Source organism: Frankia nepalensis (assembly GCF_016786325.1).
GTDB lineage: Bacteria > Actinomycetota > Actinomycetes > Frankiales > Frankiaceae > Pseudofrankia > Pseudofrankia nepalensis.
The window spans coordinates 1-25,094 of sequence record NZ_JADWYU010000222.1 but is presented as its reverse complement, the minus strand read 5'-3'; the positions used below and the strand labels follow the sequence as shown (position 1 = coordinate 25,094).

Annotated in this window: 23 protein-coding genes; 13 read left to right on the top strand and 10 right to left on the bottom strand. The window is 74.3% G+C overall.

The genetic code is table 11. From position 1 onward, the window contains the following. The first annotated feature begins 160 nt into the window (after nucleotides 1-160). The 5 genes from folP to I6A81_RS35035 all read left to right on the top strand — a co-directional run bounded on the left by folP (nucleotide 161) and on the right by I6A81_RS35035 (nucleotide 4,498). Entirely contained in the window at nucleotides 161-973 is an 813-nt protein-coding gene (gene folP / locus I6A81_RS35055; RefSeq protein WP_307875131.1) for a dihydropteroate synthase, read from the top strand. Nucleotides 974-1,147: 174 nt separating this feature from the next. Next, nucleotides 1,148-1,570 (top strand): DivIVA domain-containing protein, encoded by a 423-nt coding sequence (locus I6A81_RS45880; protein ID WP_203003557.1) that lies wholly within the window; start codon nucleotides 1,148-1,150, stop codon nucleotides 1,568-1,570. 162 nt (nucleotides 1,571-1,732) lie between these two features. Further along, nucleotides 1,733-1,900 carry a DUF3117 domain-containing protein gene (locus I6A81_RS35045; protein WP_203003556.1) on the top strand — a complete coding sequence of 56 codons (168 nt, stop codon included), beginning with the start codon at nucleotides 1,733-1,735 and terminating at the stop codon, nucleotides 1,898-1,900. A gap of 308 nt (nucleotides 1,901-2,208) precedes the next feature. Continuing rightward, nucleotides 2,209-3,972, top strand: coding sequence for a leucyl aminopeptidase family protein (locus I6A81_RS35040; protein WP_307875128.1), 1,764 nt, complete (start codon nucleotides 2,209-2,211; stop codon nucleotides 3,970-3,972). Nucleotides 3,973-4,096: 124 nt separating this feature from the next. Then, nucleotides 4,097-4,498 carry a hypothetical protein gene (locus I6A81_RS35035; protein WP_203003554.1) on the top strand — a complete coding sequence of 134 codons (402 nt, stop codon included), beginning with the start codon at nucleotides 4,097-4,099 and terminating at the stop codon, nucleotides 4,496-4,498. Nucleotides 4,499-4,504: 6 nt separating this feature from the next. On the opposite strand, the gene I6A81_RS35030 is transcribed toward I6A81_RS35035, so the two are convergent. Together I6A81_RS35030 and I6A81_RS35025 are read right to left on the bottom strand one after the other, a co-directional pair. Continuing rightward, nucleotides 4,505-5,098, bottom strand: a complete 594-nt coding sequence (locus I6A81_RS35030; protein WP_238429271.1) for a PGRS family protein — start codon at nucleotides 5,096-5,098, stop codon at nucleotides 4,505-4,507. A gap of 458 nt (nucleotides 5,099-5,556) precedes the next feature. Further along, nucleotides 5,557-6,219: an O-methyltransferase gene (locus I6A81_RS35025; protein WP_203003552.1), complete on the bottom strand. Its 663-nt coding sequence runs from the start codon at nucleotides 6,217-6,219 to the stop codon at nucleotides 5,557-5,559. 202 nt (nucleotides 6,220-6,421) lie between these two features. On the opposite strand from I6A81_RS35025, the gene sigE reads away from it, so the two are divergent. The 4 genes from sigE to tatB all read left to right on the top strand — a co-directional run bounded on the left by sigE (nucleotide 6,422) and on the right by tatB (nucleotide 11,042). Continuing rightward, nucleotides 6,422-7,210, top strand: coding sequence for an RNA polymerase sigma factor SigE (gene sigE, locus I6A81_RS35020; protein ID WP_407661430.1), 789 nt, complete (start codon nucleotides 6,422-6,424; stop codon nucleotides 7,208-7,210). Further along, on the top strand, nucleotides 7,207-8,169 hold the full coding sequence (locus I6A81_RS35015; RefSeq protein WP_203003550.1) for an anti-sigma factor family protein: 963 nt from the start codon (nucleotides 7,207-7,209) through the stop codon (nucleotides 8,167-8,169). Before sigE ends, I6A81_RS35015 begins: the two co-directional genes overlap by 4 nt. 207 nt (nucleotides 8,170-8,376) lie before the next feature. Next, complete coding sequence (locus I6A81_RS35010) at nucleotides 8,377-10,476, top strand: S1C family serine protease (RefSeq protein WP_203010418.1); 2,100 nt, start codon at nucleotides 8,377-8,379, stop codon at nucleotides 10,474-10,476. Nucleotides 10,477-10,589: 113 nt separating this feature from the next. After that, nucleotides 10,590-11,042, top strand: coding sequence for a Sec-independent protein translocase protein TatB (tatB, locus tag I6A81_RS35005; RefSeq protein ID WP_203006468.1), 453 nt, complete (start codon nucleotides 10,590-10,592; stop codon nucleotides 11,040-11,042). 61 nt (nucleotides 11,043-11,103) lie between these two features. Here the strand turns inward: tatB and I6A81_RS35000 are convergent, their stop codons facing one another. Further along, a complete protein-coding gene (locus I6A81_RS35000; protein WP_238430593.1) occupies nucleotides 11,104-11,577 on the bottom strand; it encodes a MarR family winged helix-turn-helix transcriptional regulator in 474 nt (157 codons plus the stop codon). A gap of 776 nt (nucleotides 11,578-12,353) precedes the next feature. Here I6A81_RS35000 and I6A81_RS34995 point away from each other — a divergent pair. Together I6A81_RS34995 and I6A81_RS34990 are read left to right on the top strand one after the other, a co-directional pair. Further along, complete coding sequence (locus tag I6A81_RS34995) at nucleotides 12,354-13,520, top strand: Mrp/NBP35 family ATP-binding protein (protein ID WP_203006469.1); 1,167 nt, start codon at nucleotides 12,354-12,356, stop codon at nucleotides 13,518-13,520. Between the two features lie 166 nt (nucleotides 13,521-13,686). Next, nucleotides 13,687-14,610: a PHP domain-containing protein gene (locus I6A81_RS34990; RefSeq protein ID WP_203006470.1), complete on the top strand. Its 924-nt coding sequence runs from the start codon at nucleotides 13,687-13,689 to the stop codon at nucleotides 14,608-14,610. Between the two features lie 318 nt (nucleotides 14,611-14,928). On the opposite strand, the gene I6A81_RS34985 is transcribed toward I6A81_RS34990, so the two are convergent. From I6A81_RS34985 to I6A81_RS34970, 4 genes are all read right to left on the bottom strand, one after another. Then, entirely contained in the window at nucleotides 14,929-15,960 is a 1,032-nt protein-coding gene (locus tag I6A81_RS34985) for a diacylglycerol/lipid kinase family protein (protein WP_203006471.1), read from the bottom strand. 185 nt (nucleotides 15,961-16,145) lie between these two features. Then, the gene (locus I6A81_RS34980) at nucleotides 16,146-16,805 is read right to left on the bottom strand and encodes a DUF6758 family protein (protein WP_203006472.1); all 660 of its coding nucleotides are present in this window, start codon (nucleotides 16,803-16,805) and stop codon (nucleotides 16,146-16,148) included. Between the two features lie 171 nt (nucleotides 16,806-16,976). Next, nucleotides 16,977-17,483: a MaoC family dehydratase gene (locus I6A81_RS34975; RefSeq protein ID WP_203006473.1), complete on the bottom strand. Its 507-nt coding sequence runs from the start codon at nucleotides 17,481-17,483 to the stop codon at nucleotides 16,977-16,979. Between the two features lie 435 nt (nucleotides 17,484-17,918). Continuing rightward, nucleotides 17,919-18,599 (bottom strand): suppressor of fused domain protein, encoded by a 681-nt coding sequence (locus tag I6A81_RS34970; RefSeq protein ID WP_307875126.1) that lies wholly within the window; start codon nucleotides 18,597-18,599, stop codon nucleotides 17,919-17,921. Nucleotides 18,600-18,914: 315 nt separating this feature from the next. Here I6A81_RS34970 and I6A81_RS34965 point away from each other — a divergent pair, with 315 nt between their 5' ends. Next, a complete protein-coding gene (locus tag I6A81_RS34965; protein ID WP_203006475.1) occupies nucleotides 18,915-20,459 on the top strand; it encodes a TerD family protein in 1,545 nt (514 codons plus the stop codon). On the opposite strand, the gene I6A81_RS34960 is transcribed toward I6A81_RS34965, so the two are convergent. Both I6A81_RS34960 and I6A81_RS34955 read right to left on the bottom strand, forming a co-directional pair. Then, on the bottom strand, nucleotides 20,441-21,640 hold the full coding sequence (locus I6A81_RS34960; protein ID WP_203006476.1) for an acyl-CoA dehydrogenase family protein: 1,200 nt from the start codon (nucleotides 21,638-21,640) through the stop codon (nucleotides 20,441-20,443). The two genes, I6A81_RS34965 and I6A81_RS34960, sit on opposite strands and share 19 nt — an antisense overlap. 41 nt (nucleotides 21,641-21,681) lie before the next feature. After that, on the bottom strand, nucleotides 21,682-22,632 hold the full coding sequence (locus I6A81_RS34955) for an HpcH/HpaI aldolase/citrate lyase family protein (RefSeq protein WP_203006477.1): 951 nt from the start codon (nucleotides 22,630-22,632) through the stop codon (nucleotides 21,682-21,684). A gap of 350 nt (nucleotides 22,633-22,982) precedes the next feature. On the opposite strand from I6A81_RS34955, the gene I6A81_RS34950 reads away from it, so the two are divergent. Beyond that, nucleotides 22,983-24,341, top strand: a complete 1,359-nt coding sequence (locus I6A81_RS34950; RefSeq protein ID WP_307875125.1) for a magnesium transporter MgtE N-terminal domain-containing protein — start codon at nucleotides 22,983-22,985, stop codon at nucleotides 24,339-24,341. 26 nt (nucleotides 24,342-24,367) lie between these two features. On the opposite strand, the gene I6A81_RS34945 is transcribed toward I6A81_RS34950, so the two are convergent. Continuing rightward, a complete protein-coding gene (locus I6A81_RS34945; RefSeq protein ID WP_203006479.1) occupies nucleotides 24,368-24,670 on the bottom strand; it encodes a chorismate mutase in 303 nt (100 codons plus the stop codon). Between the last annotated feature and the right edge of the window lie 424 nt (nucleotides 24,671-25,094).

Sequence of the window (25,094 nt, the reverse complement as noted above, 5' to 3'; positions counted from 1 at the left end):
GACCGCGGCCGGCTCTGGCAGGCTCGGAGGCGTGCATCGTGACCTCGCCGTGTCCGGGAGCCCGCTCGAGCCGACCGCCGGGGCCCCGCCTGGCGACGGCGCGCGGCAGGGGCCGCTGCGGCTGGGAACGCGCGTGTTCGGGCCGACCGAGCCGGTGGTCATGGCGATCGTGAACCGGACGCCGGACTCGTTCTTCGACAAGGGCGCGACCTACGGCGAGGCGGAGGCACTCGCCGCCGTGGAGCGGGCCCTCGCGGAGGGCGCCGGGATCATCGACATCGGCGGCGTGAAGGCCGCTCCCGGCGGCGAGGTGAGCGCGGCCGAGGAGCTGCGCCGGATCGGCGGGTTCGTCGCCAGGGTCCGCGCCGCTCACCCGGACGCGGTGATCAGCGTCGACACCTACCGGGCCGAGGTCGGCCGGGTCGTGGCGAGCGAGGGGGCCGACCTGCTCAACGACGCCTGGGGCGGCGTTGATCCGGAGCTCGCCGAGGTCGCCGCCGCCAGCGGGGCCGGGCTGGTCTGCACCCACGCCGGCCACCTGCCGCCGCGGACCCGGCCGCACCGGATGAGCTACCCGGACGTCGTCGCCGACATCGTCGCCACCACGAGCGCGCTCGCCGAGCGGGCCGTCGCCCTCGGGGTACGCCCGGATGCGGTGATCATCGATCCGGGGCACGACTTCGGCAAGAACAGCCGGCACTCGCTGGAGGCCACCAGGCGGACCGGCGAGCTGGTCGCCACCGGGTGGCCGGTGCTGATGGCGATGTCGAACAAGGACTTCGTCGGCGAGGCCCTGGACACCCCCGTCGAGGAACGCCTGGAGGGCACGCTCGCGGCGACCGCCGTCAGTGCCTGGCTCGGGGCCCGTGTCTTCCGCGCCCACCAGGTGGCCGCGACCCACCGCGCGCTGCGCATGGTCGAGGCCATCCGCGGCACCGCCGACCTCGCGGTGGCTCGTCGCGGCCTCGCCTAGTCGCTGTCTCGTCTGGTCGGGTCTCGTCTGGTCGGGTCTCGTCTGGTCGGGTCTCGTCTGTCGGGGTCTCGCCGGCTCCCGGTGTCGTCTGGGCCGTGGTGCCGTCCGGGTCGCGGTGTCGTCCAGGAGACCGGCGGTGACCCGGCGCCGGGGCCGGCATGGCACGATCGGAACGTGGTACTCGTCATCGAGGTCCTTGTTGTCGCCGCGGTGGTGTTCGTCGTCGCGGCGCTTGCCGTCGGCTGGTTCGACCGAATGGCCCCGGCTCCGCCGGACGCCGCGCCGACCGGTCTGCCGGAGCGCGGCCCGGTGACCGCGGCCGAGGTCGGCGGGATCCGGCTCAACATGGCCTTCCGTGGCTACCGGATGGCGGAGGTGGACGCGCTGATCGACCGGCTGGCCGGGGAGCTGGCCTGGCGGGACGAGGAGCTGGCGCGCCGCGACGACGAACTCGTCCGGTTGGCCGCGTTCGCGCACGTGGACGCCCCCGTGGTGGCCGATCCGGGCCCCGGCGGGGCCGCCGCGCCGACGGGCGTCGACGGGCGGACGCCTTCGTCACTCCTCGACGGCGCCGCCGACTGGCCGAGGACTGACTAGCTTCGGTTGTGCCGGAACGGGTCCCGGACACGCGCTACCCACCGCGCGCAACATCGACCGCCGACCGTTGTGGCTCTGCGGAGGGCCATGTTTCGGTTTGCCGGCCCGGCTACGGGATAATCGTCGGCAGACGTAGGTCCGACGGCAGGAAGAGGTGCACCGATGGCGGCCATGAAGCCGCGGACGGGTGACGGTCCGCTCGAGGTCACCAAGGAAGGGCGGGGGATCGTGATGCGGGTCCCGCTCGAGGGGGGCGGCCGGCTCGTCGTCGAGCTCACCGCCGACGAGGCGAGCGCGCTCGGCGACGCGCTCAAGTCCGCGGTCGGATGACGCGGTCGGGCTTCTTGTCCGCCGCCGATGGGCGGCGCTCCGAAGGCCCGCGTCAGGTATCCATCCGGGAACGGCTTCCCTACCGGCCCGCTCGCGCGGACCAGTAGGGATTCCTGTTCCCGGACGTCGATCATCGCTCGACCCTGGTGATCCACCCGTCTCGACCGGCCGGCGAACCGTCTATGCCCGGCGTCAGCTGACCGTCCTTGGACGAGGGAAGTGTGACTATCTCCATCCATGATGGTGACGCGAGGCGCGTCCCGGTGGTCACCCTACGACCCGGCGGGCCGGCCGCGCCGGATTCGTCCGTGCTCGCTGTGGTCGTGCTGTCGTCCGGCGGCCCGGAAGCCGACGGAGAGGCCGACGACCGCGACGGGTCCGACGCCGGTTCCGGCAAGGCGATCGGCGTCGTCAGCCAGGTGGCCGGATCCGCCTGCGCCGACCTCGGCATGGACCTCGAGACGCTGCTGACCGCCCACACCTTCGGCGGGGACGCCGGCGCGGTCCTGGTCGTTCCGCTCGCCCGCGCCGAGCCGCCCACCCGGCTGCTGCTGGTCGGCGCGGGCACCGGCTCCGTGGCCGACTGGCGTGCGGCCGGCGCGGCACTCGCCCGCCGGGCGAGCGGCGGGGACCGGGTGGCGTTGGCCGCCGACCCTGCCCCGGTGGCGCTGGCGGCGTTCACCGAGGGCCTGATACTCGCCTCCTACCGGCAGCCGCGCCGCGCCGGCGACACGACGCCGGTGGCCGCCGAGGCCGCCTCCCGGGACACGGCCGATCTCGCGGACGACGTCGAGGCGGGTGACCCGGCTGCCGGCCAGACCGACCTGGCCGCCGGCGAGCGCGCCGCCGGCGAAGGCGCCGAGGCGCGGGGAGACGAGCTCGAACCGGCCGTCGGGGACGGCCCCGCGGCGGATCCCGCCGTCGGCGACGAGGCGGCGGCCCGCGGGGCCGGCCTCGAGGAGGTCGTCGTCTGGACCTCGCGGGCGCTGGCGCCCGCGGAGCTCGCCGAGGCCACCGAGGCGATCCGGCGGTCCGGGGTCATCGCCCGGGCCGTGCTGACCGCGCGTGATCTGATCAATACGCCGAGCCTGTTGAAGTCGCCGGAATGGTTCGCGCGGCGGGCGGTGGCCCTCGCGCGCGCCGCCGGGCTGGACGCGACCCTGCTGGATGTCCGCGACCTCGAGGCGGGTGGCTTCGGCGGCCTGGTCGCGGTGGGCGGTGGATCCGTCCGCCCGCCCTACCTGGTCGAGCTGCGCTATGACGGCCCGCCGGCCGAGGACGGCGCGGCCCTGGGCCACCGCGTCCTGGTCGGCAAGGGGATCACCTTCGACTCCGGCGGGCTCTCGCTCAAGCCGGCGGGGTCGATGATCAGCATGAAGACCGACATGTCGGGTGCCGCCGCCGTGCTCGCGACCATGGCCGCGCTGCCGGAACTCGGGGCACCGGGCAAGGTGACCGGGCTGCTCTGCGTCGCCGAGAACATGATCGGCGCGGCGGCCATGCGGCCGGGCGACGTCATCACCTGCTGGGGCGGGCGGACGGTGGAGGTCCTCAACACCGACGCCGAGGGCCGGCTGGTGCTCGCCGACGGGCTGGCATACGCCGCGGGCGCGCTCGGCGCGGACGCGCTCGTCGACCTCGCCACCCTGACCGGGGCGATCTCGGTCGCGCTCGGCCGGCGGACCGCCGGGCTGTTCGCCTCCGACGACGAGCTCGCGGGCGCGCTGACCGCCGCCGCCGAGGCCGCCGGCGAACGGGTGTGGCGGCTCCCGCTGGTCGAGGAGTACCGGCCCGCGCTCGAGTCACCGGTCGCGGATCTCGCCAACATGGGCCGGGCGCTGGAGGTGGGCGGCGGCTCGATCACCGCGGCGCTGTTCCTGCGCGAGTTCACCGCGGGCGTGCCGTGGGCACACCTGGACATCGCCGGCACCGCGCGCGCGGACTCCGATGACGCCGAGATCACCCGCGGCGGCACCGGCTGGGGCGTGCGGACCCTGCTGCGCTGGCTCGCCGCCGGGACCGCGTCGGCCTCCGCCAGCCCTCCGGTCCCGGCCGGAGCCGCCGCCGGTTGAGCACGGGCCGGTCGCCGTCCGGCCCGAAGGCCCCGCCGGCCCGCGTGGTCGCGCGTTCGGGGATGGGAACGGCGCCCGGGCGAGGGGCTGGTTGGCGGCCACGAGGGCCGGGAATGTCACGCCCGTGAACATCCAGGAGTTCTACACGGCCGACCCGCGCCGGCGGGAGTCGGAAGAGGTCGCCTTCGGCGAGGGCTGGACCGAGCATGCTGACCCGGCGTCGACCTACCGGCTGAGCTGGGTCGAGCAGACCCAGGAGATCTACGCGGTGCGGGAGCCCCATCCTGGCGGCGGCCTGCTCGCGCCCGTCCTCGACTACTACAACGTGCACCAGGCGGACGTCGACGAGCTCCGGGTGGACATCCTGGCCGTCGCCGACCTGGCCAGCGTCGACGCGGCGCTGGCGGGCTGGCACGACCAGCTCGGTGAGCGCGACAGCCTGCGCTGGGCGCGGCAGCGGCTGGCGGCGCTGCCGCGGCCTGTGCCCACGCGGCCCGCCGACCGGGGCGGCGTGGCTCAGCCTTGACGCGGCTCAGCCTTCCGGGACGGTGGCGGCCGTCGGGGCGGTGTCCGAGGGCGCCGAAGTGGCGAGCGTGGCGAGCGCGTCCCCGTAGGCCTTCGCGTCTTCCTTGGTGAGGTACTTCGACACCCGCAGGACGACGGTGCCCTGCCGGTAGTCGAACTCCTGGAGCAGCTGGCTGGAGGAGCTGACCGCGCTCAGCTCCTCCACCCGGGAGCTCGCCGCGGCCTCATCGGGGAAGACCTCGATGCTGCCACCCTGCTCGATCGGATCCCGTGAGGTGACGGTCGCGACATTCACGCCGGTCCGCTCGTCGGAGAAAGCGATCTTGCTTGTGTAGCCGCCGGGCTTGCCCAGGAGCTGGTTCGGGTCGTCGGTCGCGGTGTAGACGACCCTGGTTCGCAGCGGCATGCCGGCGCCGGCCAGCCTGATCGCCACATCCTCGGCCGAGAGCCCGGTCAGCTGGCTGGGCGTGGCGGCCCCGGGTGGGGGCGCCGAGTTCGTGGCGACGGCGCCGGGCGTGCCCGAGTCGTCAGCTGTGATCTTCTGGAGCGCGTAGCCGATCAGCCCGGCGATGATGGCCACCCCCACCAGGAAAGCGGCCATTGATCCGTTGCTGCCCTGGTCCCGGCGGCGGCCACGCGCGGGGCGACGCGCGCCGCCGACGCGGTTCCGCTGGCCCGACATGATCGTCCCCCAGGAGGTCACAAGTTCCCACCGGCCCGCCCGTCTGCCTGGCGGCGTGGGTCACGGTGCTCATGGGCTGACCGGGCGAATCGGTGGAAAGCCCCCACCAGCATAGGCCCGCCTGCCCTGGAGCCGTCGACAGGGTTGATCATCTGCCTCGCGGGACCGGTGCCCGCGCGCCGGTCCGGCCACGGGGCGCGTCGCCGCCCGTGAGCGCCTGATCTCGAAGAGCGGGGGGTGCGCGCGCCCCGGCCTGCGCGCGGTAGCCCGGCGGTGTCGGATTAGCGACACGGCAACCCTGGCTTCAGGTACGCCTAAGGCAACGGGAGTGAGCTGGACGCATGACAGCGCCTCCCTCGGCCGACGAACCGCCAGGACTACCCGACGGGCGACGACTTGGCGACGGCCGCGACCAGCAGGCCGTCCCCGGCGTTCAGGAGCATCGGGGTGAGGCGGGCGTCGTCCCGGACGGCCGTGGCGAGCTCCCGGATGGCCATGATCTCCGGGCCGCGCGCCGCCGGGTCGGCGGCCAGCCCGTCGAGCAGGATCCCGGCGAAGGCGACCACGCCGCCGGGCCGCAGCAGCCGCAGCGCCTGCATGAGGTACTCGGTGCCCTCCCGCCGGTCGGCGTCGCAGAACACCAGGTCGTAGGCCCCGTCGGTGAGCCTGGGCAGCACGTCCAGGGCGCGGCCGGTGATGAGGCGGCCACGGTTGGGCGGCATCCCCGCTTCCAGGTAGGTGCGCTTGGCCAGCCGGAGGTGCTCCGCCTCGACGTCGATCGTGGTCAGCGTGCCGTCCGGCCGCATCCCACGCAGCAGCCAGGTACCCGAGACGCCGGTCCCGGTACCGATCTCGACGACGGCGCGGGCGCCCACGGACGCGGCCAGAAAACGCAGAACCGCCCCGGCACCAGGGCTGATCGGGACTATCCCGACCTCTTCAGCGCGGGCGCGGGCAGTACGAAGAATCGGGTCTTCCAACAGGAAGCCCTCGGCGAAGGCGGCGGCTCGATCGTGTGCGCCGATGTCGGTGTCCTGCATGACAAACGCAGCCTACGGGAACGGCGCACGATAGAGGCGCGTTGCTCCGGTCAACGAATGCCGTGTCGCATCCGGTCGCGCCGCGTCACCGCGCCGTTCTAGCTGGACGAGGGGAGAACTGCTCGTGTCCGCAGCGGGGATTGCCGCGCCATGGCCCGCCCGTCGAGTACGGTCGTCGTCCAGATCTGACCGAGAGGCAGTCGTGACCGGACAGGACGGCACGCCGTCCGCCCATGTGGCCGAGGCGGCGGCGCCCAGCGCGCCCGCCCCCGACGTCGCGTGGGTGCCGCCGTCCTGGGAGGACGTGGTCCGCGAGCACGGCAACCGGGTCTACCGGCTCGCCTACCGCCTCACCGGCAACGCGCACGACGCGGAGGACCTCACCCAGGACGTCTTCGTCCGGGTCTTCCGCTCGCTCGCCGACTACACCCCCGGAACCTTCGAGGGCTGGCTGCACCGGATCACCACCAACCTCTTCCTCGACCGGATGCGCCGCCAGCAGAAGATCCGCTTCGACGCGCTCCCGGAGGACACCGAGCGGCTGGCGGGCCGGGAGGCGAGCCCGGAGGCGGTCTACGCGGAGGCGCACCTGGACGCGGACATCGAGGCCGCGCTGGCCGCGCTGCCGCCGGACTTCCGGGCGGCCGTCGTGCTCTGCGACATCGAGCAGCTCTCCTACGAGGAGATCGCGCAGACGCTGGGCGTCAAGCTCGGCACCGTGCGCAGCCGGATCTCCCGCGGCAGGGCGATGCTGCGGGCGGCACTCGCCGACCGCGCGCCGCGTGAGTCGCGGCCCGTCGACCCGGCGGCCCCCGTGGTGGTCATGGCTTCCGAGACCGACGCGGACGCCGAGGGTGCCGCCCCGGTCCCGTCACCGCCGTCGACGGCGGTCCCGGCCGCGCGGGAGGGGGGTACGCGACCCCGGGCGCGTCGCCGCCGGGCGGCGGCTGGCGCCGTCAGCGCCGAGGTCGGCGCGGAGACGCGGGCGTGACGTCGCATCTCGGGGATCGGCTCTGCCCGCTCGTCGACGGCCAGCTTCGCCACGACGAGCGTGACCACGCGCTGGCGCACCTGGCGCACTGCGCGTCCTGCCGGGCCGAGGTCGCCGAGTACCGGCGGATGAAACAGCGGCTGGCCGGTCTCCGGGAGCCCGCGCTGCCGGACTCGCTGGCCGACCGACTGCTCGGACTGGGCGCGGCCCGCCCGGGCCCCGGTGGGCTCGCGAACCTTCCTGGCGCGGCGCGCCTCGCGCGGCCAGGCGGCGCACCGCCCGGCGCCGCGTCCCGGCATGGCGCGGTGACCCGACAGCGCCTGCCACTGGCCGGGGCCGCGCGCGCCGTCGCGTTCGGGCCGTCGCCGCGCCCGGAGCCCCCGGGGCTCCCGCCGGATCGGCCGAGCCCAGGCTTCTCGCCGGATCCGGGGTTCCTGCCCGACCGGCTCCGTCGATCGGGCAGGTCAGCGGGCCGAGCGGGCGCAGCCGCGGCCCGGCCCAGGCTGGTGGCGCCGCCGGGACGGCCGGGCTGGTCGGTCGCCGTGGTCGCCGTGGTCGCCGAGCCCGTCTTCCCCCCGCGCGCGCTCGCGCCCGCGGTCCCTCCCGGCCCGGCGGCCGGGTTCGCGCCGGATCGGCGGAGCCGGTCGGACAGGCCTGGAAGCCGATCGGGGAGAGCCGCCGGGAGGCCGGCGATCGGGGAGATCCGGCTCGCCGGCGGCCCGGCCCCGGGGCGGCCGGCGAGGACCGCCCGTAGCCGTCGCGGGGCGCGGGTGCGGCGCACTCTGATCGGTTCGGCCGCGCTCATGCTCCTGACGGTGACCGGCGCCGCGATCGGGGACCAGCCACGCGGCGGCACGACGGCCGTCCGCCCGGCCGCCCCGGCCACGCAGCTACCAACGAACAACGGCGGCGGGACGACGCCGCTGGTCTCGACGGTCTCGTTCGCCACCAGGCGCTGATTCGGCTCGCCCGTAACGCTGGGGTAACCACCAGTGGCGTACATCCGTCACATTTAGCCCTACTGTTGGCGAGTCGGCCCGTGGATGTGGTTTGGCTGTTCATCCGCCGTGGGTGGGGTTCCGAACAGGTCTTACCGTATATTTCGCGCGCGTCGCCTTGGGCTGGCCGGCCCAGGGGAGATCAAACCTCTTCCGAGCGGTGCGCGCGTGATCGGAGGGCCCGTGGGCGTGACCGGCGGCGAGTCTCGGCGCCACGACACCACTCCTACGAGCGCGTTGGGCCGGGTCGCGCTGGAGCGAGCGCAGGCACTCGCGGACGCGGTGCACACCGCGGATCTCGTCGGCGACGCCGGCCGGACGGGAGGCCCGCGCCCCGCGACGTCGGCGCCGGCTACCACCGTCAGGGAGCCCGCCACCGTCAGGGAGCCCGCCGTCGGGCGGGCGGCCTCGTCGGCCGCGGGGGAGCCCGAGGCGAAGCCGGACGTCGCCGCCCAGCCGGAGCCGGCGCGGGCGCCGGCTCCCGGGCCGGCGAAGGAACAGCCAGCGGCCGGGACGGCGCGCCGGCCCAGGTCCGAGCCCGCGGCCGAGGCCGCGTCGCCGGCGGAGCCCCCGGCGCGCGCCAGGGTACGCGGCCCGGAGCGGCCCGCCTGGTACCGCGGTTCAGGCGCCGAGCAGGAGCCCGGCGGCTCCAGCGGCGCGGCCGGCTCCGGGGATTCGGCGGCGCCCGCCGAACCGGCGGCCACGGACCTCGCCTCGCCCACGGCCACGAAACCGGCCTCGCCGGACAGGCCGGCCGACCCCGTCTCGCCGGAGGGCAGGCCGGCCGAGCCCGCCTCGCCGTCCGGGCACGCCCAGCCCGCCGCGCCAGCCGCGTCCGCCACGGCGGCGGCGCCGGCCAAGCCCGCGGTGCCAGCCAAACCGGCGGTGCCGGCCAAACCCACGGTGCCTCCGCCACCCCCCACCTCCCCGCCACCCGGCGAAGGACCCGCGCGAGCGTCGTCGGAGCGGCGCGCTCCGGCACCGTCGCGGCCGACGGTGGCGCCGCCCACCGAGCCGCCGCGCACCGAGCCACCGCCGGCCCAGAAGCCCTCGGCGCGGCACGCCGCGGGTGCTGGCCCGCGGCCGCCGGCCAGCCCCGCCAGGACCACTCCGGCGGGACAGCCGGGCCGCGCGGCGCACGCGGCCCGGCGGGCGTCCTCGCCGCGCCAGGACGCGGCGACGGGCGCCCCCGCGGCACCCCGGGAGGCGCCGCGGACCTCCCGGATCGCCGACCCGCCGGCGCACCCGTCGGACCGGCTTCCGGACCTGCCCGATCGGCTCCGCCGGTCCGGCAGGAACCCCGGAGCCGGCGGGGACCCCGCGCTTCGCCGATCCGGCGGGAACGCGGCCGCCGGCGCGGCGGAAACCCCGGGTGGAGCCAGGAGCGAGCAGCCCGCGCCCGCCGGGTCGGCGGGCGCGGGCGGACCGGCCCGCCCGGGGCTTCTCCAGGACGGCTCGCGGCGGTTCAGCGCGCGCGTGCTCGTGGCGACCGCGCTGGTGGCGAGCCTGGTCGGCGGCGTGCTCGGCGGCGCGGTCTACGCCTGGGTCGCCCGGGACGACTCCGGCGCCAGCCCTGCTCTGCCGGCCAGCGCCCAGGTGCCGGTCGAGAGCCCCGGATCGGTCGCGGACGCCGCGGAGCGCGCGCTGCCCTCGGTGGTGACGATCGGGGCGCGGGGCGAGCCGACCGGGGCCGGCACCGGCGTGATCATCAGGTCGGACGGCTACATCCTCACCAACAGCCATGTCCTCGCCGGGGCGCTCAGCACCAATCGCCAGATCGTCGTCACCCGCTATCAGGACGCCACGCAGATCCCCGCGCGGCTCGTCGGCCAGGACGCGCAGTCGGACCTGGCCGTGATCAAGATCGATGTCGCGGGCCCGCTGCCGGCGGCGACGCTCGGCCGGTCCGACTCGCTGCGGGTCGGTTCCCAGGTCATCGCCATCGGCACGCATCTCGGTCTTCCGGGCACCGTCACCACCGGGATCGTCAGCGCGCTCAACCGTAGCCCCACGGAGCCGGTGGCCGGCCTGAACACGGTCCTGTCGGGCGCGATCCAGACGGACGCGGCGATCAACCCCGGCAGCTCCGGCGGCCCGCTACTCGACGCGCTGGGGCAGGTTGTCGGGATCAACACCGCAATTGCCGCGGTTCCCGGTGATCCGGGCGGCAATGACGGCCAGACCGGCAGCATCGGGGTGGGCTTCGCGATACCGATCGACCAGGCGCGGCCGATCGCCGAGCACCTCATTCAGTCCGGAGGCGGGTGACCGCGCACCCCCGGTGGGTGGACGGTCACCGTCGCCGCGCGGGTAGCCCATTCGATACCTGCTTGTCATCGCGATGCTCCTCCGGAACGCGGCGGGGGAGGTACGCTCAGGCCGTGTTCAACGGGCTCGGATGGGGTGAAATCGCTGTCCTGCTGATGATCGGACTATTCGTGTTCGGCCCGGACAAGCTTCCCCGGGTCGCCCGCGACGCCGGCAGGATGCTGCGGCAGCTGCGACAGATGGCGAACGGCGTGCGTGACGACCTACGGACCGAACTTGGGCCGGAGATAGCCGATCTGGACATTCGAGATCTGCACCCGAAGACGTTCGTCCGCAAGCACCTGCTGGAGGACGACGACGACCCGATCTTCCCGACCTATCGGGACAAGAACGGCAAAATCGATCTCTTCGGCGAGGACTCTCCGGCGGGCCCTTCGCTGACCAAGGACCGCGCCCCCGGCGGCGCCACCTCCATGACCAAGACCACCAGCGGCAAGGCGACCACCCAGCTCCACCCCCAGCAGGAGGCGGCCGCGGCCACGCCGTGGGACACCGACGCGACCTGAGCGGGCTTCCCCGGCCAGGGGCGCCCGGGCCCGAGGGCGTCTGCCCGGCCGGCCGGGCAGCTCAGGCCGCCGGGCCGCCGCCTATGGCCCGGTCCTCCTGGCCGCAGGCGCCGGTCGCCTCGGCCGGGGTGGCGAGGCGGCCGAGCAGGTCGCCGAGCAGCTCCAGCTCGGTGGGGGAGTAACGCGACAGCACGTGGCGGGCGACGCCGCGCAGATGCGTCCCTGAGGCCGCGCGCAGCCGCGCGAGCCCCGCCGGGGTGAGCACCGCGAGCGTGCCTCGCAGGTCGGACGGGCAGGACTGGCGCTCGACGAGGCCCTCGCGGACCAGCCGGTCGACGAGCCTGGTCAGCCCGCTGCGGGACAGCAGCACCGCGTCCGCCAGCTCGCTCATCCGCAGCGCGCCGTTCGGCGCCTCGGCCAGCTGGACCAGCACGTCGTAGGACGCCAGCGGCAGCTTGTGCGCCTCCTCGAGCTCCGCCTCCAGCACCCGGGTGACCTGCGCATGCGCCCGCAGCAGGCCCCGCCACGCTCGCATCCCGCGGGCGTCGACCCGCTCGGCCACGGCGCCGGGCCCGGCGTCGTCCTCCTTCGTCGCCCGCACGGCCGGCTCCTGCGTGGCCTTCGTCTCCTGCATGGCGTTCGTCTCCTGCCTGGCGCGCGGTGCCCTAGGCGCAGGATTGGTAGACATGGCTGGCTGGTTCAGACCTCCTGGCCGAGCGAGGCTCGACGTCGGGGAAGTGGGGACCCTCGGGGACCGGCGCCAGCGGATCTCCGAGAAGCCCGTCCCTCAGGGCGGACAGTGCGGGTCGCGCGGAAGCCGACCGTCGGTCGGAGAGCAGCGGGCCCCGTCCCCTGGCGGTCGGGAGATCGACCTCCCGGGAGGGAACCGCGCGCGGGCTCATTCGATCAGAGTACGTCGATGGCGCGCAGGGATGCGGGCCCACGGCGCGCGGGTGCGCGCCGGGCCCGTCGGCGACCGGCGTCGGTGAGCCCGGCGCGGGCTATGGTGGAAGTCCGTACGTGTTCGCCAGTCCGGCTGGCGGGGCTCGACGGGCCCGCTCGCGGCGCCATCCGCCGCGCCAGGGCGCGCGGTCACGTCCTGTCGGCGAGGCGGTCACGGCACGGTCGGGGGCAGCGATGCCGACTTTCGTGGCCCGCGCGGCGGGTGACGTTCGGCGCACCGGCCGCCACAGGGATGGCAGCTACCGCTTTCCCGATGCCGGGCTTCGCCCGACACTGACAGTTGTCCCGTTCGATCGACAATCCGCGGTGCCGCCGCTCGGCGGTGGTAGCCAGACGGCTGAGGTTCCGTTGTCAGCTTCCAGCCCTTCCTCCGACGCGATCCAGGCGGCCCTCGCGACCGTCCTCGACCCCGAGATCGGGCGCCCGATCACCGAGCTCGACATGGTCGAAGCCATCCAGGTCCGTGGCGACGGCTCGGTCGACGTGGTGGTCCTGCTCACCGTTTCCGGCTGCCCGATGCGGGACGAGATCACCGCGCGGGTCGACCGGGCGGTCCGGACCGTGGACGGCGTGACCGCCGTGCGCGTCACACTGTCCGTGATGACGGCCGAGCAGCGGGCGGCGCTGCACGAGAAGCTGCGCGGCGGCGCCGCGCCGCGGGTGATCCCCTTCGCCCAGCCGGGCTCGCTCACCCGGGTCTACGGGGTGGCGAGCGGCAAGGGTGGCGTCGGCAAGTCGTCGGTCACCGTCAACCTCGCCGCCGCGATGGCCCGTTCCGGCCTGAAGGTGGGCGTCCTCGACGCGGACATCTACGGGCACTCGGTGCCGCGGATGTTCGGGATCGACCGCCCGCCGACGCAGGTCGAAAAGATGATCATGCCGCCGCAGGCGCACGGCGTCCGGGTGATCTCCACCGGCATGTTCACGAAGGGGAACCAGCCGGTCACCTGGCGCGGGCCGATGCTGCACCGGGCGCTGGAGCAGTTCCTGTCCGACGTCTTCTGGGGCGACCTCGACGTCCTGCTGCTCGACCTGCCGCCGGGCACCGGGGACATCGCGATCTCGCTGGCCCAGCTGGTGCCCTCGTCCGAGCTCCTCCTCGTCACCACCCCGCAGGTGGCCGCCACCGAGGTCGCGGAGCGCGCCGGCACGATCGCCGCGCAGACCCGGCAGAACGTGGTCGGCGTCGTCGAGAACATGGCCTACCTGCCCTGCCCGCACTGCGACGAACGGATCGACCTGTTCGGCTCGGGCGGCGGCGGCGCCGTCGCCGAGCGGCTCACCAAGGTGCTCGGCCACGACGTCCCGCTGCTGGCGCAGATCCCGATCGACGTCCGGCTGCGCGAGGGCGGCGACGCGGGCATGCCCCTCGTCGTCATCGACCCGGACTGCGAGGCCAGCAAGCAGCTGCGCACCGTCGCCGACCGGCTCGGCCATCGCTCCCGTGGCCTCGCCGGGCGCTCGCTCAACCTCAGCCCGGCCAAGGGGTTCAGCGCGCCCAAGCACGCGCACTGACCTCGGGCCGGCCCGGCCGGGCGGCCGTGGGCAGCCCCGCCCCGGCCCCCGGGGGGGGGGCGGGGGGCCCCCGGCCGGGGCAGCCGGGGGGGGGGCCGGCGGGGCCGCCCGGCCCTCGGCCCCGCCGGCCCGGGAACAGCGCGCCGGGCGGGCGCGCTGATCAGGGATGAAGCGTCGCGGCACCGGGCCGCCCGCCTGGAACGGGGAGGCCGCGCTGCCCGGGATCGACCTGCACACCCATTCGACGGCGTCCGACGGGCTGCTGGCGCCCGCCGCGCTGGTCGCGGCGGCTGCCGAGGCCGGGCTGTCGACGATCGCGCTCACCGACCACGACACCACGGGCGGGATGGCGGCGGCCGAGGCCGCGTTGCGCCCGGGCATGACCCTGGTACCAGGCGCCGAGATCTCCTGCGAGGTACGCGTCGCCGAGGACCGCGTGATCAGCCTGCACGTGCTCGGCTACCTGTTCGACCCGGCCGAGCCCGGATTCGCCGCCGTCCGTGCCCGGCTGCGCGGCGACCGTGAGCGGCGAGCCCGGCGGATGGTCGACCTGATCGCCGCCGACGGTCATCCGGTCACCTGGGAACGGGTCGAGGAACTGGCCGGCGGGACGGTCGGCCGGCCGCACATCGCCGCCGCCCTGCTGGAGGCCGGGCTGGTCGCCGACTTCGACGAGGCGTTCACCCCGGACTGGATCGGCGGCCGTGCCAGCCGGTACTGGGCAGGCAAGGAGCAGCCGGACGTCGCCGAGGCGCTGCGGCTGATCCACCAGGCCGGCGGGGTGAGCGTCTTCGCCCACCCGTTCGCCGCCGCCAGGGGCCCGATCGTCGAGCCCGAGGTGATCGAGGAGATGGCTCGGCTCGGCCTCGCCGGCGTCGAGGCGGACCACCCCGACCACCCGCCGGCCGCCCGCGCCCGGCTGCGCGCGCTGGCCGCCGACCTCGGCCTGCTCGTGACCGGCTCGAGCGACTTCCACGGCACCAGGAACGGCCCCGGCCGCGGCATCGGCGCGAACGGCACCGCCCCGGCGGTCCTCGCCGAGATCGCCGACCGCGCCACCGGCGACGCCCCGCGCGCGAGGGCGGCGTAGCGCCGATCAGCCAGGTCCGCCCGGTCTCGGACTTGTGCCGCGACCAGGGCCGGCGAAGAGTCCGCTGAATCGCGAGCCCTGGCTCGCGTTCTGGCGGACTCTTCGGGCCCGCCACCCGCGGGACGGATGGCCAGCCGAGGCCCTGGTCGTTGGCCTTGGCGCGCTCGATGCCCTCCTCGCTGCCAGGACCGGTCTCGACAAGAACCTTCTCCAGCTCGGCCTGCCCCGCTTCTTGGAAGAGGTCCGGCCACTCGGCGCGGCGCACGCCGTGGCGACGATGGTCGAGAAACGGCGGGGGAGTGGCGCCGGCCGTTCCGGTCAGCCGGCGGGTGGAGCGAGCAGGCGCAGCGCGCCCGGGCGCAGGACGATCTCGGTCGGCAGGTCCGCGACCGGGTCGCCGTCGGCGTAGACCTGGAAGGGCCGGTCGGCGTCGACCGTCAGGTGGCGTGCGCGCAGCACGGTCACGTGCTTCGTGTCGACGTGGGTGCCCTTGAAGACCTTGTGGAAGAGGAGCAGCAGGGTCAGCCGGCTCATCTTGTGGAGGAAGACCACCTCCAGTTGCCCGTCGGCGATGTCGGCGTCCGGGGCGTAGCGCATCCCGCCGCCGTAGAACGGCGCGTTCGCCGCGCCTACCGACCAGCCGACGACCTCCTGTGGCTCGCCACCGTCGAGACGGACGGTGAAACGGGCCGGCCGCCACGGCAGCAGCGCCCGCATCGTCGAGTACGTGTAGACGCTCTGGCCGCGCAGGAACCGGGTCTTGTTGGCGATGACCTGGACGTCCGAGTCGAAGCCCAGGCTCGCGATGCCGATGAACGCCCGGCCGTTCGCCTCCGGCAGGTCGACCCGTCGTTCGACGGCGCCCGCCAGCGCGGCCGCGGCGGCCACCGGGTCGCGCCCGATCCCCAGCCCGCGGGCGAAGTCGTTGCCGCGCCCGCCGGGCAGCACGGCGAGCAGGCCACCGGCCGCCGCGGTGGCGCCGGCGACCCGGCCGACGAGCCCGTCCCCGCCGAGCGCGACGGCCACCCGGCCGCCCGCGGCGGCCTCGGCGGCCAGCTCGTCCGCGTGCGCGATGTCGCGGGTCGGCGTCACCTCGACCTCGGACGCCCATGCGCGCAGCGCGGCCTCGACGCCCGGGAGCATCCGACCCGCGCGCCCGCCTCCCGCGCTCGGGTTGACGATCACGTGCAGCCGGCCCGTGTCCACGGCCGCGGCCGGCGGCGGACGCCAGTCCCGCGCAAGGGTCCCACCATCGCCGGCTCCCGGCGGGAGCCCCTGGACTCGCGTCGCCGCGGCCTGGGGCGCCGGGACCGCCGAGCTGGCTGAGACGGGCCCAGCGGTTTCGGTCATGGCCGTCGCCCTTCGCTCGGATTCCCTCCAGCAGCGGGGCTGTCGGCCCGCTGAGTGTGCCAGAGCCTAGCGCGGGCGGGAGTCCCGCTGCGCCCGCCGAGCATGATCGACGAAGCCGTGGCCCATCCGCGCGGGCAGCGGTCCGGGCAGTGGACGAGGCCGGGAGCCAGGCCCGGAGCCGGCCGTCAGGAGGGCCCGGCTTCCGGGCGCGCCGCCGCCGGGGTTCGCAGTCGGTCGGTGGGGGCGCCGAACAGCAGCCCGCCGGCGAGCGTCGGCCGGTCGCGCAGGTCCTCCAGCACGAGATGCTCCAGCAGCAGCAGCGCGGCGTCGGCCGGCCAGAGCAGCAGCCAGAGCCACACGCCGCCGGCCTCGCCGACGAACGCGGCCCGGTCGGGCGGCGACGCCACCGGCCACAGCGCGGTCGGGTGGCCGGCGGCCTCGACCTTCGCCTCGGGCAGCGCGTCCAGTTGCTCCGGGTCCGGCCCCGGGAGGCCGGCGAGCCGGGAGCCGAGGCCGGTTCCCGGCGCCTCGGCGACCAGCAGCATGTCGGCGGGTCCGCCGACCGGCGACGGGCCGGCGGTCGCCAGCGCCGACGACCGCGCGCCCGCGCGGTCGTCACCGGCCCAGCCGACACCGCCGACGTACCAGTGCACCGGCATCGGGGACGGCACCCAGACGGGCACCGTCGCCGTGCCCGCCAAGGCCCGCAACGCCTCCTCCGGCGCGACCGTCGCCTCGTGCCAGGGGGAGACGTCGCCGTGCTCGTCGCACCGCCACTGATCGCTCCACAGGTCGGGCGGCCGTAGCCGGCCGAGGCAGCGGGGACAGGCGGATGCGCTCGTCACCTGGCTCCTCCTGAACTCACTCGACGTCCCGGGGCCGCATTGACCGTGCACCCGGTGTGCCCAGCCGTGCGCCGACAAACCCGGGACAACGGGAGCGGTCCGCGCCAGGCTCGGATATCGAACTCGGACGCCGAACGGAGGAGTTGGCGAAGGAGAAGTTCGGTCGAAGCGTCAGGACTCGACCGGAACCGGGCGACCGGGCTGCTCCCCGCCGCGGGCCGCGCCGTAGGAGCGCTTGGGAACCATCACCTTGCGGCGGTAGATGCAGACCACCACGCCGTCCTGGTTGTAGCCCCGGGTCTCCACGGTGACGATGCCCCGGTCGTCCTTGCTCTTCGACTCGACCTTGTCCAGGACGGTCGAGTCTCCGTAGATCGTGTCCCCGTGGAACACCGGCTTGACGTGCCGCAGCGACTCGACCTCGAGGTTCGCGATCGCCTTGCCGGAGACGTCCGCGACCGACATGCCCAGCAGCAGCGAGTAGACGTAGTTGCCGACCACGACGTTGCGCTTGAACTGCGTCGTCTCCTCGGCGTAGTGCGCGTCGATGTGCAACGGGTGGTGGTTCATGGTGAGCAGGCAGAACAGGTGGTCGTCGTACTCGGTGATCGTCTTTCCTGGCCAGTGCTTGTAGACGGCACCGACCTCGAACTCCTCGTAGTAGCGCCCGAACTGCATGGTTCCTCCCGTTGCGTCGTGTTTGTTCACTTGCGTTTGCTTTTGGTCGTGTTTCGGGCGTTTGTGGTCGGGCCTGGTCTGGCAGGCAGGCCTGGTCCGAGGTCTGCCTGCCGGCCGAGGTTCTGCCGGGTGGGGTTCCGCCTGATGATCGAGGCTGTGGGCTGGCGCTCGCGAGAGGCGCTCCCTAGGCTGCGGCGGCTGGTGGGCCTGCCATGGCGGGGGCTTCGCCCCGGTCGCGGCGCGGCGGGCGGGGATGCGGCGGCCCGGTGGGCCGCCGATGGCTGGTTGCGAGGAGCGTAGGCGTCTCAGCGCGGAGCGTTCCAACGGTGGCGAGCAACATCACTTCGGGTGGCGCCGGCGGTCCGGCCCTCGCCACGGCGGCGGTGCCGGCACGGTGGCGGTGCCGGCACGGCCGCGGCGGCGGCACGGCCGTGCTCAGCCCAGCCGCGCCTCGCGGCGGACGGGGTCGCGCAGGTCGAGCCCGTCCGCCAGCCAGCGTTCGCGCAGGGCCGCCGCGCCGTGTACCCGCTTGAAGGCCGACTCGTTCGGCGTCATCGGGAACAGCGGCAGGAAGCGGACGGGGGAGTCCGGTGCCGTCCCCGTCCCCGTCGTCTGGCCGTTCTGGCCGTCGCGGCCGGCGGCCGTGAGATCGGCGAGATCGGGGAGATCGGCGAGATCGGGGAGATCGGCGAGATCGGGGAGATCGGGGAGATCGGGCACGAGGCCGCCCGGCTCGCCGACCAGCACCGAGTGGAACCGGGCGCCGTCCCACAGCGGCTCGCCCAGGTCCAGGCCGGCGCCGGCGACCACCTGGATGCCCTCGATCGCCGGGATCGCGGCCAGCACGGCCAGCCGGCGCGCCACGCTGTCGCGCGGCGCGCGCAGCGAGAGCACGAGCTCGGCTCGCGGCCCGGCGGGGTCGCGTACCGGCGCGGTCGGGTCGCTCATCGGCTCAGCCGACATGCCGATCGTCGCGTAGCGGTAGAAACCGTCCGGGTGGGGCCCGAAGCGCAGCACGTCGACCGGCTCGGCGCCCAGGAAGGTGACGCCGGCTCGGCCGCTGATCGGCCCGAACGTCTCCACCAGATGCCGTTCCACCGCCACACGCCTGTCCACGCGCAGGATCGTAGGCAGACGGCGGACGATCGGCGCGGGCCGGACCATGACCGCGGCACTTGAGGCGACGGCCGATCGAGGTACCCGGGATGACGGCCGCGGGGCCGGACAGCGACGTGTTCACCCGGCGGCGTCGCCTGGTCGTAGGGTCGCGTTGTCGCGCATCGACGGGATTTGGGCCGCCGGCCCGAGCACGGGCTGGTCGCCGCGGGGTGCGTCCCGGGGTTGGGCTGTCCTGACGCGGGCGTCATCTGGAACGATCGGGACCAATGGCCGCGTTGGCTCGAAAGATGTAAGGCGAGCACGGGAGGAACCATGGCTGTGGTGTTGAGCAAGGGGGCGAATGCGCCTCTGCCGACGCCGGACGTGCGGGTGGAGGTTTCCTCGTCGACGCCCCTGGACATCGCCGCGTTGCTGCTGACGCAGTCGGGCAAGGTCCGGTCCGACGCTGACTTCGTGTTCTTCAACCAGCCGACCGGGCCGGGGGTGCGGCTGGTGCCGCCCTCGGGTCTGGAGTTCGCGCTGACCGCCGTTCCGGCTGAAATCGACAAGGTGGTCGTGACCGGCAGCCTGGACGGTTCCGGTCCGCCGACGTTCGCGGCCGTGGCCGGGCTGACGGTGATCGTGCGGGACGGCCGGGGCGGAGAGATCGCCCGCTTCACCCCGTCGGGCCTGGGGAACGAGACCGCGCTCATCATGGTCGAGCTGTACCGGCGCGCGGGGGCGTGGAAGGTGCGGGCCGTCGGCCAGGGCTACGCCTCGGGCCTCGCCGGCATCGCCACCGACTTCGGCATCGCGGTGGACGACCCGGGCGCGGCCGCGGCTTCCGCGCCGGCGCGGCCCGCCCAGCGGGCCGCGGCCCCACCCGCGCCCGCCGGGCCGCCAGCTCGCAACGACATGTTCGACGCTCCCACCCAGGTGGTCCGGCCGGACGCGCCGCCGGCCCCCCAGCCCGCGGCCCCGCCCCCTGGCCAGCAGTGGGGCCCGCCCCCGGGCGCCCCTCCCGGTGGCCAGCAGTGGGGTCCCCCGCCGGGGCAGCCGGGGTACGGGCAGCAGCCGCCCGGGTACGGCCAGCCCCAGTGGGGTCCCGCGCAGGGCCCGCCTCCCGGCCAGCAGTGGGGCCCGCCGCAGGGCGCCCCTCCCGGTGGCCAGCAGTGGGGTCCCCCGCAGGGCCCACCCCCCGGTCAGCAGTGGGGCCCGCCGCCTCCCGGCGGTCAGCAGTGGGGTCCGCCCCCGGGCGGCACGCCGGCCCCCGCGGGCGCGCCCGGCGCGGTGAACCTGGACAAGGGCCGGGTGTCGCTTCGCAAGGGCGAGGCCGTCTCACTGGTCAAGACCGGCGCTCCGCCGCTGACCAGGGTGCGGATGGCGCTCGGCTGGGACCCGGCGGCGCACGGCCGGTCCATCGACCTCGACGCGTCGTGCATCCTGTACGACGCCCAGGGCAAGGACGTGGACAAGGTCTGGTTCATGTCGAAGAAGGGCGCCAAGGGTGCCGTGCGCCACTCCGGGGACAACCTCACCGGGCAGGGGGAGGGCGACGACGAGACCATCTTCGTGGACCTCGGCGCGCTGCCGCCGGCCGTCACGACGCTGGTGTTCACCGTGAACAGCTTCCAGGGCCAGCGGTTCACCGAGGTGCGCCGGGCCTACTGCCGGCTGATTGACGACCTGACCAACCAGGAACTCGTCCGGTTCGACCTGTCGGAGTCCAAGCCGTCGACCGGCCTGGTGATGTGCAAGGTGCAGCGGGTGCCGAACGCGCCGGTCTGGACGATGACCGCGATCGGCGAGTTCCACGACGGCAAGACCGTCCGCGCCATGGTCGACCCGGCCCGCCGGACCTACCCCTGGAGCTTGTAGTCCTTCAGCAGGGCGCGGCTGATGATGCGCTTCTGGACCTCGGACGTGCCCTCGCCGATCAGCATGAACGGCGCCTCGCGGAACAGCCGCTCGATCTCGTACTCCTTCGAGTACCCGTAGCCGCCGTGGATGCGGAAGGCGTCGGTGGTGACCTCGGAGCAGTACTCGCTGGCCAGGTACTTCGCCATCCCGGCCTCGACGTCGTTGCGCTCGCCGCGGTCCTTCTTGCGGGCCGCGTTGACCATCATGAGGTGGCCGGCCTCGACCTTGGTCGCCATCTCGGCCAGCTTGAACGCGATCGCCTGGTGGTCGGCGATCTGGTGGCCGAACGTCTTGCGCTGCTGGGCGTAGGCGATCGCCAGCTCGAAGGCGCGGATCATGATTCCGCAGGCCCGGGCGGCGACGTTTACCCGGCCGACCTCGACGCCGTCCATCATCTGGTAGAAGCCCTTGCCCGCGCGCTCGGGCCCCCCGAGGATCGCGCTCGCCGGCACGCGGTGGTTGTCGAGCACCATCTCGGTGGTCTCGACGCCCTTGTAGCCCATCTTCTCGAGCTTGCCGGGAATGGTGATCCCGCCGGTGGTGCCGAATCCCGGCTCCTTCTCCAGCAGGAACGTCGTCATGTTCTTGTAGACCGATCCGGCGCCCTCGTCGGTCTTGACCAGGGTGGCCACGATGCCCGCCCGCGCGCCGTTGGTCAGCCACATCTTCTGGCCGTTGATGACGTACTCGTCACCGTCCCGGTCGGCCCGGGTGGTGATAGCCGACACGTCCGAGCCACAGCCCGGCTCGCTCATCGAGAAGGCGCCGCGGATCTCGCCGGTCGCCATCTTCGGCAGCAGCCGCTGCTTCTGCTCCTCGCTGCCGTGCTGGATCAGCAGATAGGCGAGGATGAAATGGGTGTTGATGACGCCGGACACGCTCATCCAGCCGCGGGCGATCTCCTCGACCACCAGCGCGTAGGTGAGCAGCGACTCGCCGAGCCCGCCGTACTCCTCCGGGATCGTGATCCCGAAAAGGCCCATCTCCTTCATCTGCTCGACGATGGCCTCCGGGTACTCGTCCTTGTGCTCGAGTTCGGTGGCGTGCGGCAGAATCTCCTTGTCCACGAAGGTGCGCACCGCCGACAAGATGTCGGCCTGGACATCGGTCAGACCGTCGGTCTGCGCGATCCTGCCCATTTCCGGTCCTTCCTCCTCTGGCCTGGTTTCCTGTCGGGTTCTCAGGCGGTCGGCGGCTCGAACTTCTTGGTGCGCTGCATGCCCGCGGCCCGGCCCTTGCCGGCGATGACCTGGGCCATCTTGGCGCTGGCCTCGTCGATCATCTCGTCGCCGAGCATCACCGCGCCGCGCAGGCCACCCTCGTCGGAGGTGTGCCACGCGTACGCGTCGAGGATGAGCTCGGCGTGGTCGTAGTCCTCCTGGCGGGGCGCGTAGATCTCGTTCGCCGCGTCGATCTGGCCCGGGTGCAGCACCCATTTGCCGTCATACCCGAGCGCGGCCGACTTCTTCGCCACCTGGCGGAACGCGTCGACGTCGCGGATCTGCAGGAACGGGCCGTCGATGGCCTGCACGCCGCGCGCGCGGGCCGCCTCGAGAATCTTGAACAGGACATAGCCGAACGGGTCGCCCGGGTAGTCGGGATTCAGCGCGCCGACTACCAGCGACGGCATGTTGATCGACGCCATGAAGTCGGCCGGCCCGAAGATGATGGTCTCGATGCGCTGGCTGGCGAACGCGATCTCCTTGACGTTCGACAGGCCGAGCGCGTTCTCGATCTGCGCCTCGATGCCGATTCGGCCCACCTCGAAGCCCATGGTCTGCTCGATCTGGGTGAGCAGCATGTCGAGCCACTGCACCTGGGCGGCGGTCTGGACCTTCGGCAGCATGATGCAGTCGAGGTTCTGCCCGGCGCCCTCGACCACGGCGATGACGTCGCGGTAGGTCCACTTCGTCGTCAGGTCGTTGACCCGGACCACCCGGGTCTTGCCGGTCCAGTCGCCCTCGTTCAGCGCGGCGACGACGTTGTCGCGGGCCGACTCCTTGGCGCCCGGGGCGACGGAGTCCTCCAGGTCGCAGAAGATCTGGTCCGCGGGCAGGCCCTGGGCTTTGCCGAGCATCTTGGTCGACGAGCCGGGAACCGCGAGACAGGAGCGGCGGGGACGTAGCGACATGATCGAGATAGTAGCCGCAGGGCCCTGCCGGCGCCCGGGATCAAGGCTGTATTCGATCATGTTCCGGTGTGGGTTGCCTCACCGTGCCGACGCGAGTTCCCCAATGTCGTGTCATCGCGAATGTCGGTCATCGCGTCGCGGCCGCCCGCCGCCCGCGTCGCTAAACAACTATTGGCTGCCTCGCGCGATTAATTAAGAATTGGTCCGTCGGCCGGCGGACCGGCGCCCCGGCCAGGCGCGTCGCGGTAGCGTTGCGTGGTGAGAAGGCACGCCATTGCCCTGCTCGTAGGCCACCGCCCGGGCAGCCGCGCCGCCGTGGGGCCGCGGGCCTCGGCGGAAGCCGTGGCGCCGTGACCAGCACGGGGGCGCCGGCCCCTGCCCGGGTGTACTGCCGGCGGCTGGCCGCGCTGCTGGTGCTCGACCCGAACGGCGACCAGGTCGGCCGGGTCCGCGACGTGGTGGTGGCGCTGCGTCTCGGGCACGCCCCGCCGCGGGTCCTCGGGCTGGCCGTCGAGGTGCAGCACCGGCCGATCTTCGTGCCGGTCAACCGGGTCACCGGGGTCGAATCGGGCGCGGTCATCCTGTCCTCGGCCCGGCTGAGCTGGCGCCGGTTCCAGCAGCGGCCCGGCGAGACCCTCGTCCTCGGCGAGCTGCTCGACCGCCGGGTGACCGAGGTGGGCACCGGGCGGGAGGTGACCGTCGTCGACGCCGCGATCGCGCCCGTCCGCGGCGGTGAGTGGATCCTCGACCAGGTCGCCGTCCGGGTGGGCCGCGGGCGGCGCGGCGAGGTGCGCACCGTCGGCTGGGACGAGGTCAGCGGGTTCTCCCTGCCGGAGGACGGCCAGGGCGCGGCGAACCTGCTGGCCGCCTTCGAGAAGCTGCGCCCGGCCGACCTCGCGTCCCTGCTGCACGACCTGTCCCACAAGCGGCGCGCGGAGGTCGCGGCCGCCCTCGACGACGAGCGGCTCGCCGACGTGCTGGAGGAGCTGCCCGAGGACGAGCAGGTGGAGCTGCTGGGCGGGCTGGCCGACGACCGGGCCGCCGACGTGCTGGAGGCGATGGGGCCGGACGACGCCGCCGACCTGCTCGGCGAGCTGCCGGCGGAGGACGCCGAGCGGCTGCTGCGGCTGATGGAGCCGGAGGAGGCCGCCCCGGTACGCCAGCTGCTGCGCTACGCCGACGACACCGCGGGCGGGATGATGACCAGCGAGCCGGTCATCCTCGCGCCCAGCGCCACCGTCGCCGAGGCGCTCGCCCGGGTGCGCGCGCCGGAGCTGTCACCGGCGCTCGCGGCCCAGGTGTACGTGGCGCGCCCGCCCTACGAGACCCCGACCGGGCGTTACCTCGGCCTGGCCCACTTCCAGCGCCTGCTGCGGGAGCCGCCCGGCACGCTCGTCGGCGCGGTGATCGACGTCGACACCCGGCCGTTGCGGCCGGAGGCCCACCTGGCGGAGGTCACCCGCCACCTGGCGTCCTACAACCTCGTCGCCGCGCCGGTGCTCGACGACGCCGGCCGGTTGGTGGGCGTCGTCACGGTCGACGACGTCCTCGACCACATCCTCCCGCCGGACTGGCGCGAGCGGCAGCTCGACGACGACGACGCGGAGCACCCGGCCCTGGGCGCCGAGGAGGCCGGGCGCGGGCCCGTCGGCGGACGGCCGGGCCTGGACGGGCCGAGCATGGCCCGTCCAGGCCCGGCCGAGGCCTAGCCGGTCGAGATCCAGGCAGGCGGGCTTCAGGTAAGCGAACCGCGGCAGAGGGTGAGGACCGCGAGCGCGATCTCGACGCCGCGCGGGCCCAGGTCGTCGGCCCAGGCCGCGATGATCTCGTTCTCCCGGCCGTGCTGGACGCGCGGGCCGCCCTCGCCGGTGCGCAGCGTCTGGATCTGCCGGGAGATGTCCCGGCGGACCGCCACCAGGGCGCGCAGCTGGACGTCGATGTCGTCGATCAGGCGGCGCCCCTCGTCAATAGAGGCGATGGTCGGCGCAGCCGGGGTGGCCGGGGCCGGGGCCAGAGAGCTGTCCAGTCCGGCGTCCATGGTGTTGCTCACGGGAGAACCTTTCGGGTCTGGGCTCGGCTCGGCCCAGGCTCGGTAGGCCCGGGGCGTCCGGGCCTTCGGTCGTGGGGCTGAGAGCCGCGTGAGATCAGCGGCACAGCGGGGACCGAGCCCGGCCCCCATAAAAGTGACGCAGTGGCTCGTGGACGACCACCAGCTCACCGCGCTCCATGGGGTGCAGCATGCCAGGCTGTAGCCATTACGTCCAGTTACGCAGCGCGCCCTCACGGCGACCCCACCCGGAGCACGGCCGTGACCGGCCGTGTCGGAGCCGCTCGCCGGGCGCCGGACGCCCGGGTGACGTGGCGTTGTGAGTCGGCGCGTCCCCGCTCCGGCCCCGGTCTGCTCGGCCGCGGCCCGGCCTCGCCGGGCGGGCCGGACCAGGAGCCGAACTGTCGGTGGCCGG

What these genes read in the sequence shown, in the direction of transcription:
- folP (WP_307875131.1), top strand. Translation starts at nt 161, where the DNA reads ATGGCGATCGTGAACCGGACGCCGGACTCGTTCTTCGACAAGGGCGCG.
- I6A81_RS35045 (WP_203003556.1), top strand. Translation starts at nt 1,733, where the DNA reads ATGGCGGCCATGAAGCCGCGGACGGGTGACGGTCCGCTCGAGGTCACC.
- I6A81_RS35030 (WP_238429271.1), bottom strand. Translation starts at nt 5,098, where the DNA reads ATGGCCGCTTTCCTGGTGGGGGTGGCCATCATCGCCGGGCTGATCGGC.
- I6A81_RS35025 (WP_203003552.1), bottom strand. Translation starts at nt 6,219, where the DNA reads ATGCAGGACACCGACATCGGCGCACACGATCGAGCCGCCGCCTTCGCC.
- I6A81_RS35000 (WP_238430593.1), bottom strand. Translation starts at nt 11,577, where the DNA reads ATGCGAGCGTGGCGGGGCCTGCTGCGGGCGCATGCGCAGGTCACCCGG.
- I6A81_RS34990 (WP_203006470.1), top strand. Translation starts at nt 13,687, where the DNA reads ATGAAGCGTCGCGGCACCGGGCCGCCCGCCTGGAACGGGGAGGCCGCG.
- I6A81_RS34985 (WP_203006471.1), bottom strand. Translation starts at nt 15,960, where the DNA reads ATGACCGAAACCGCTGGGCCCGTCTCAGCCAGCTCGGCGGTCCCGGCG.
- I6A81_RS34975 (WP_203006473.1), bottom strand. Translation starts at nt 17,483, where the DNA reads ATGCAGTTCGGGCGCTACTACGAGGAGTTCGAGGTCGGTGCCGTCTAC.
- I6A81_RS34965 (WP_203006475.1), top strand. Translation starts at nt 18,915, where the DNA reads ATGGCTGTGGTGTTGAGCAAGGGGGCGAATGCGCCTCTGCCGACGCCG.
- I6A81_RS34960 (WP_203006476.1), bottom strand. Translation starts at nt 21,640, where the DNA reads ATGGGCAGGATCGCGCAGACCGACGGTCTGACCGATGTCCAGGCCGAC.
- I6A81_RS34955 (WP_203006477.1), bottom strand. Translation starts at nt 22,632, where the DNA reads ATGTCGCTACGTCCCCGCCGCTCCTGTCTCGCGGTTCCCGGCTCGTCG.
- I6A81_RS34945 (WP_203006479.1), bottom strand. Translation starts at nt 24,670, where the DNA reads ATGGACGCCGGACTGGACAGCTCTCTGGCCCCGGCCCCGGCCACCCCG.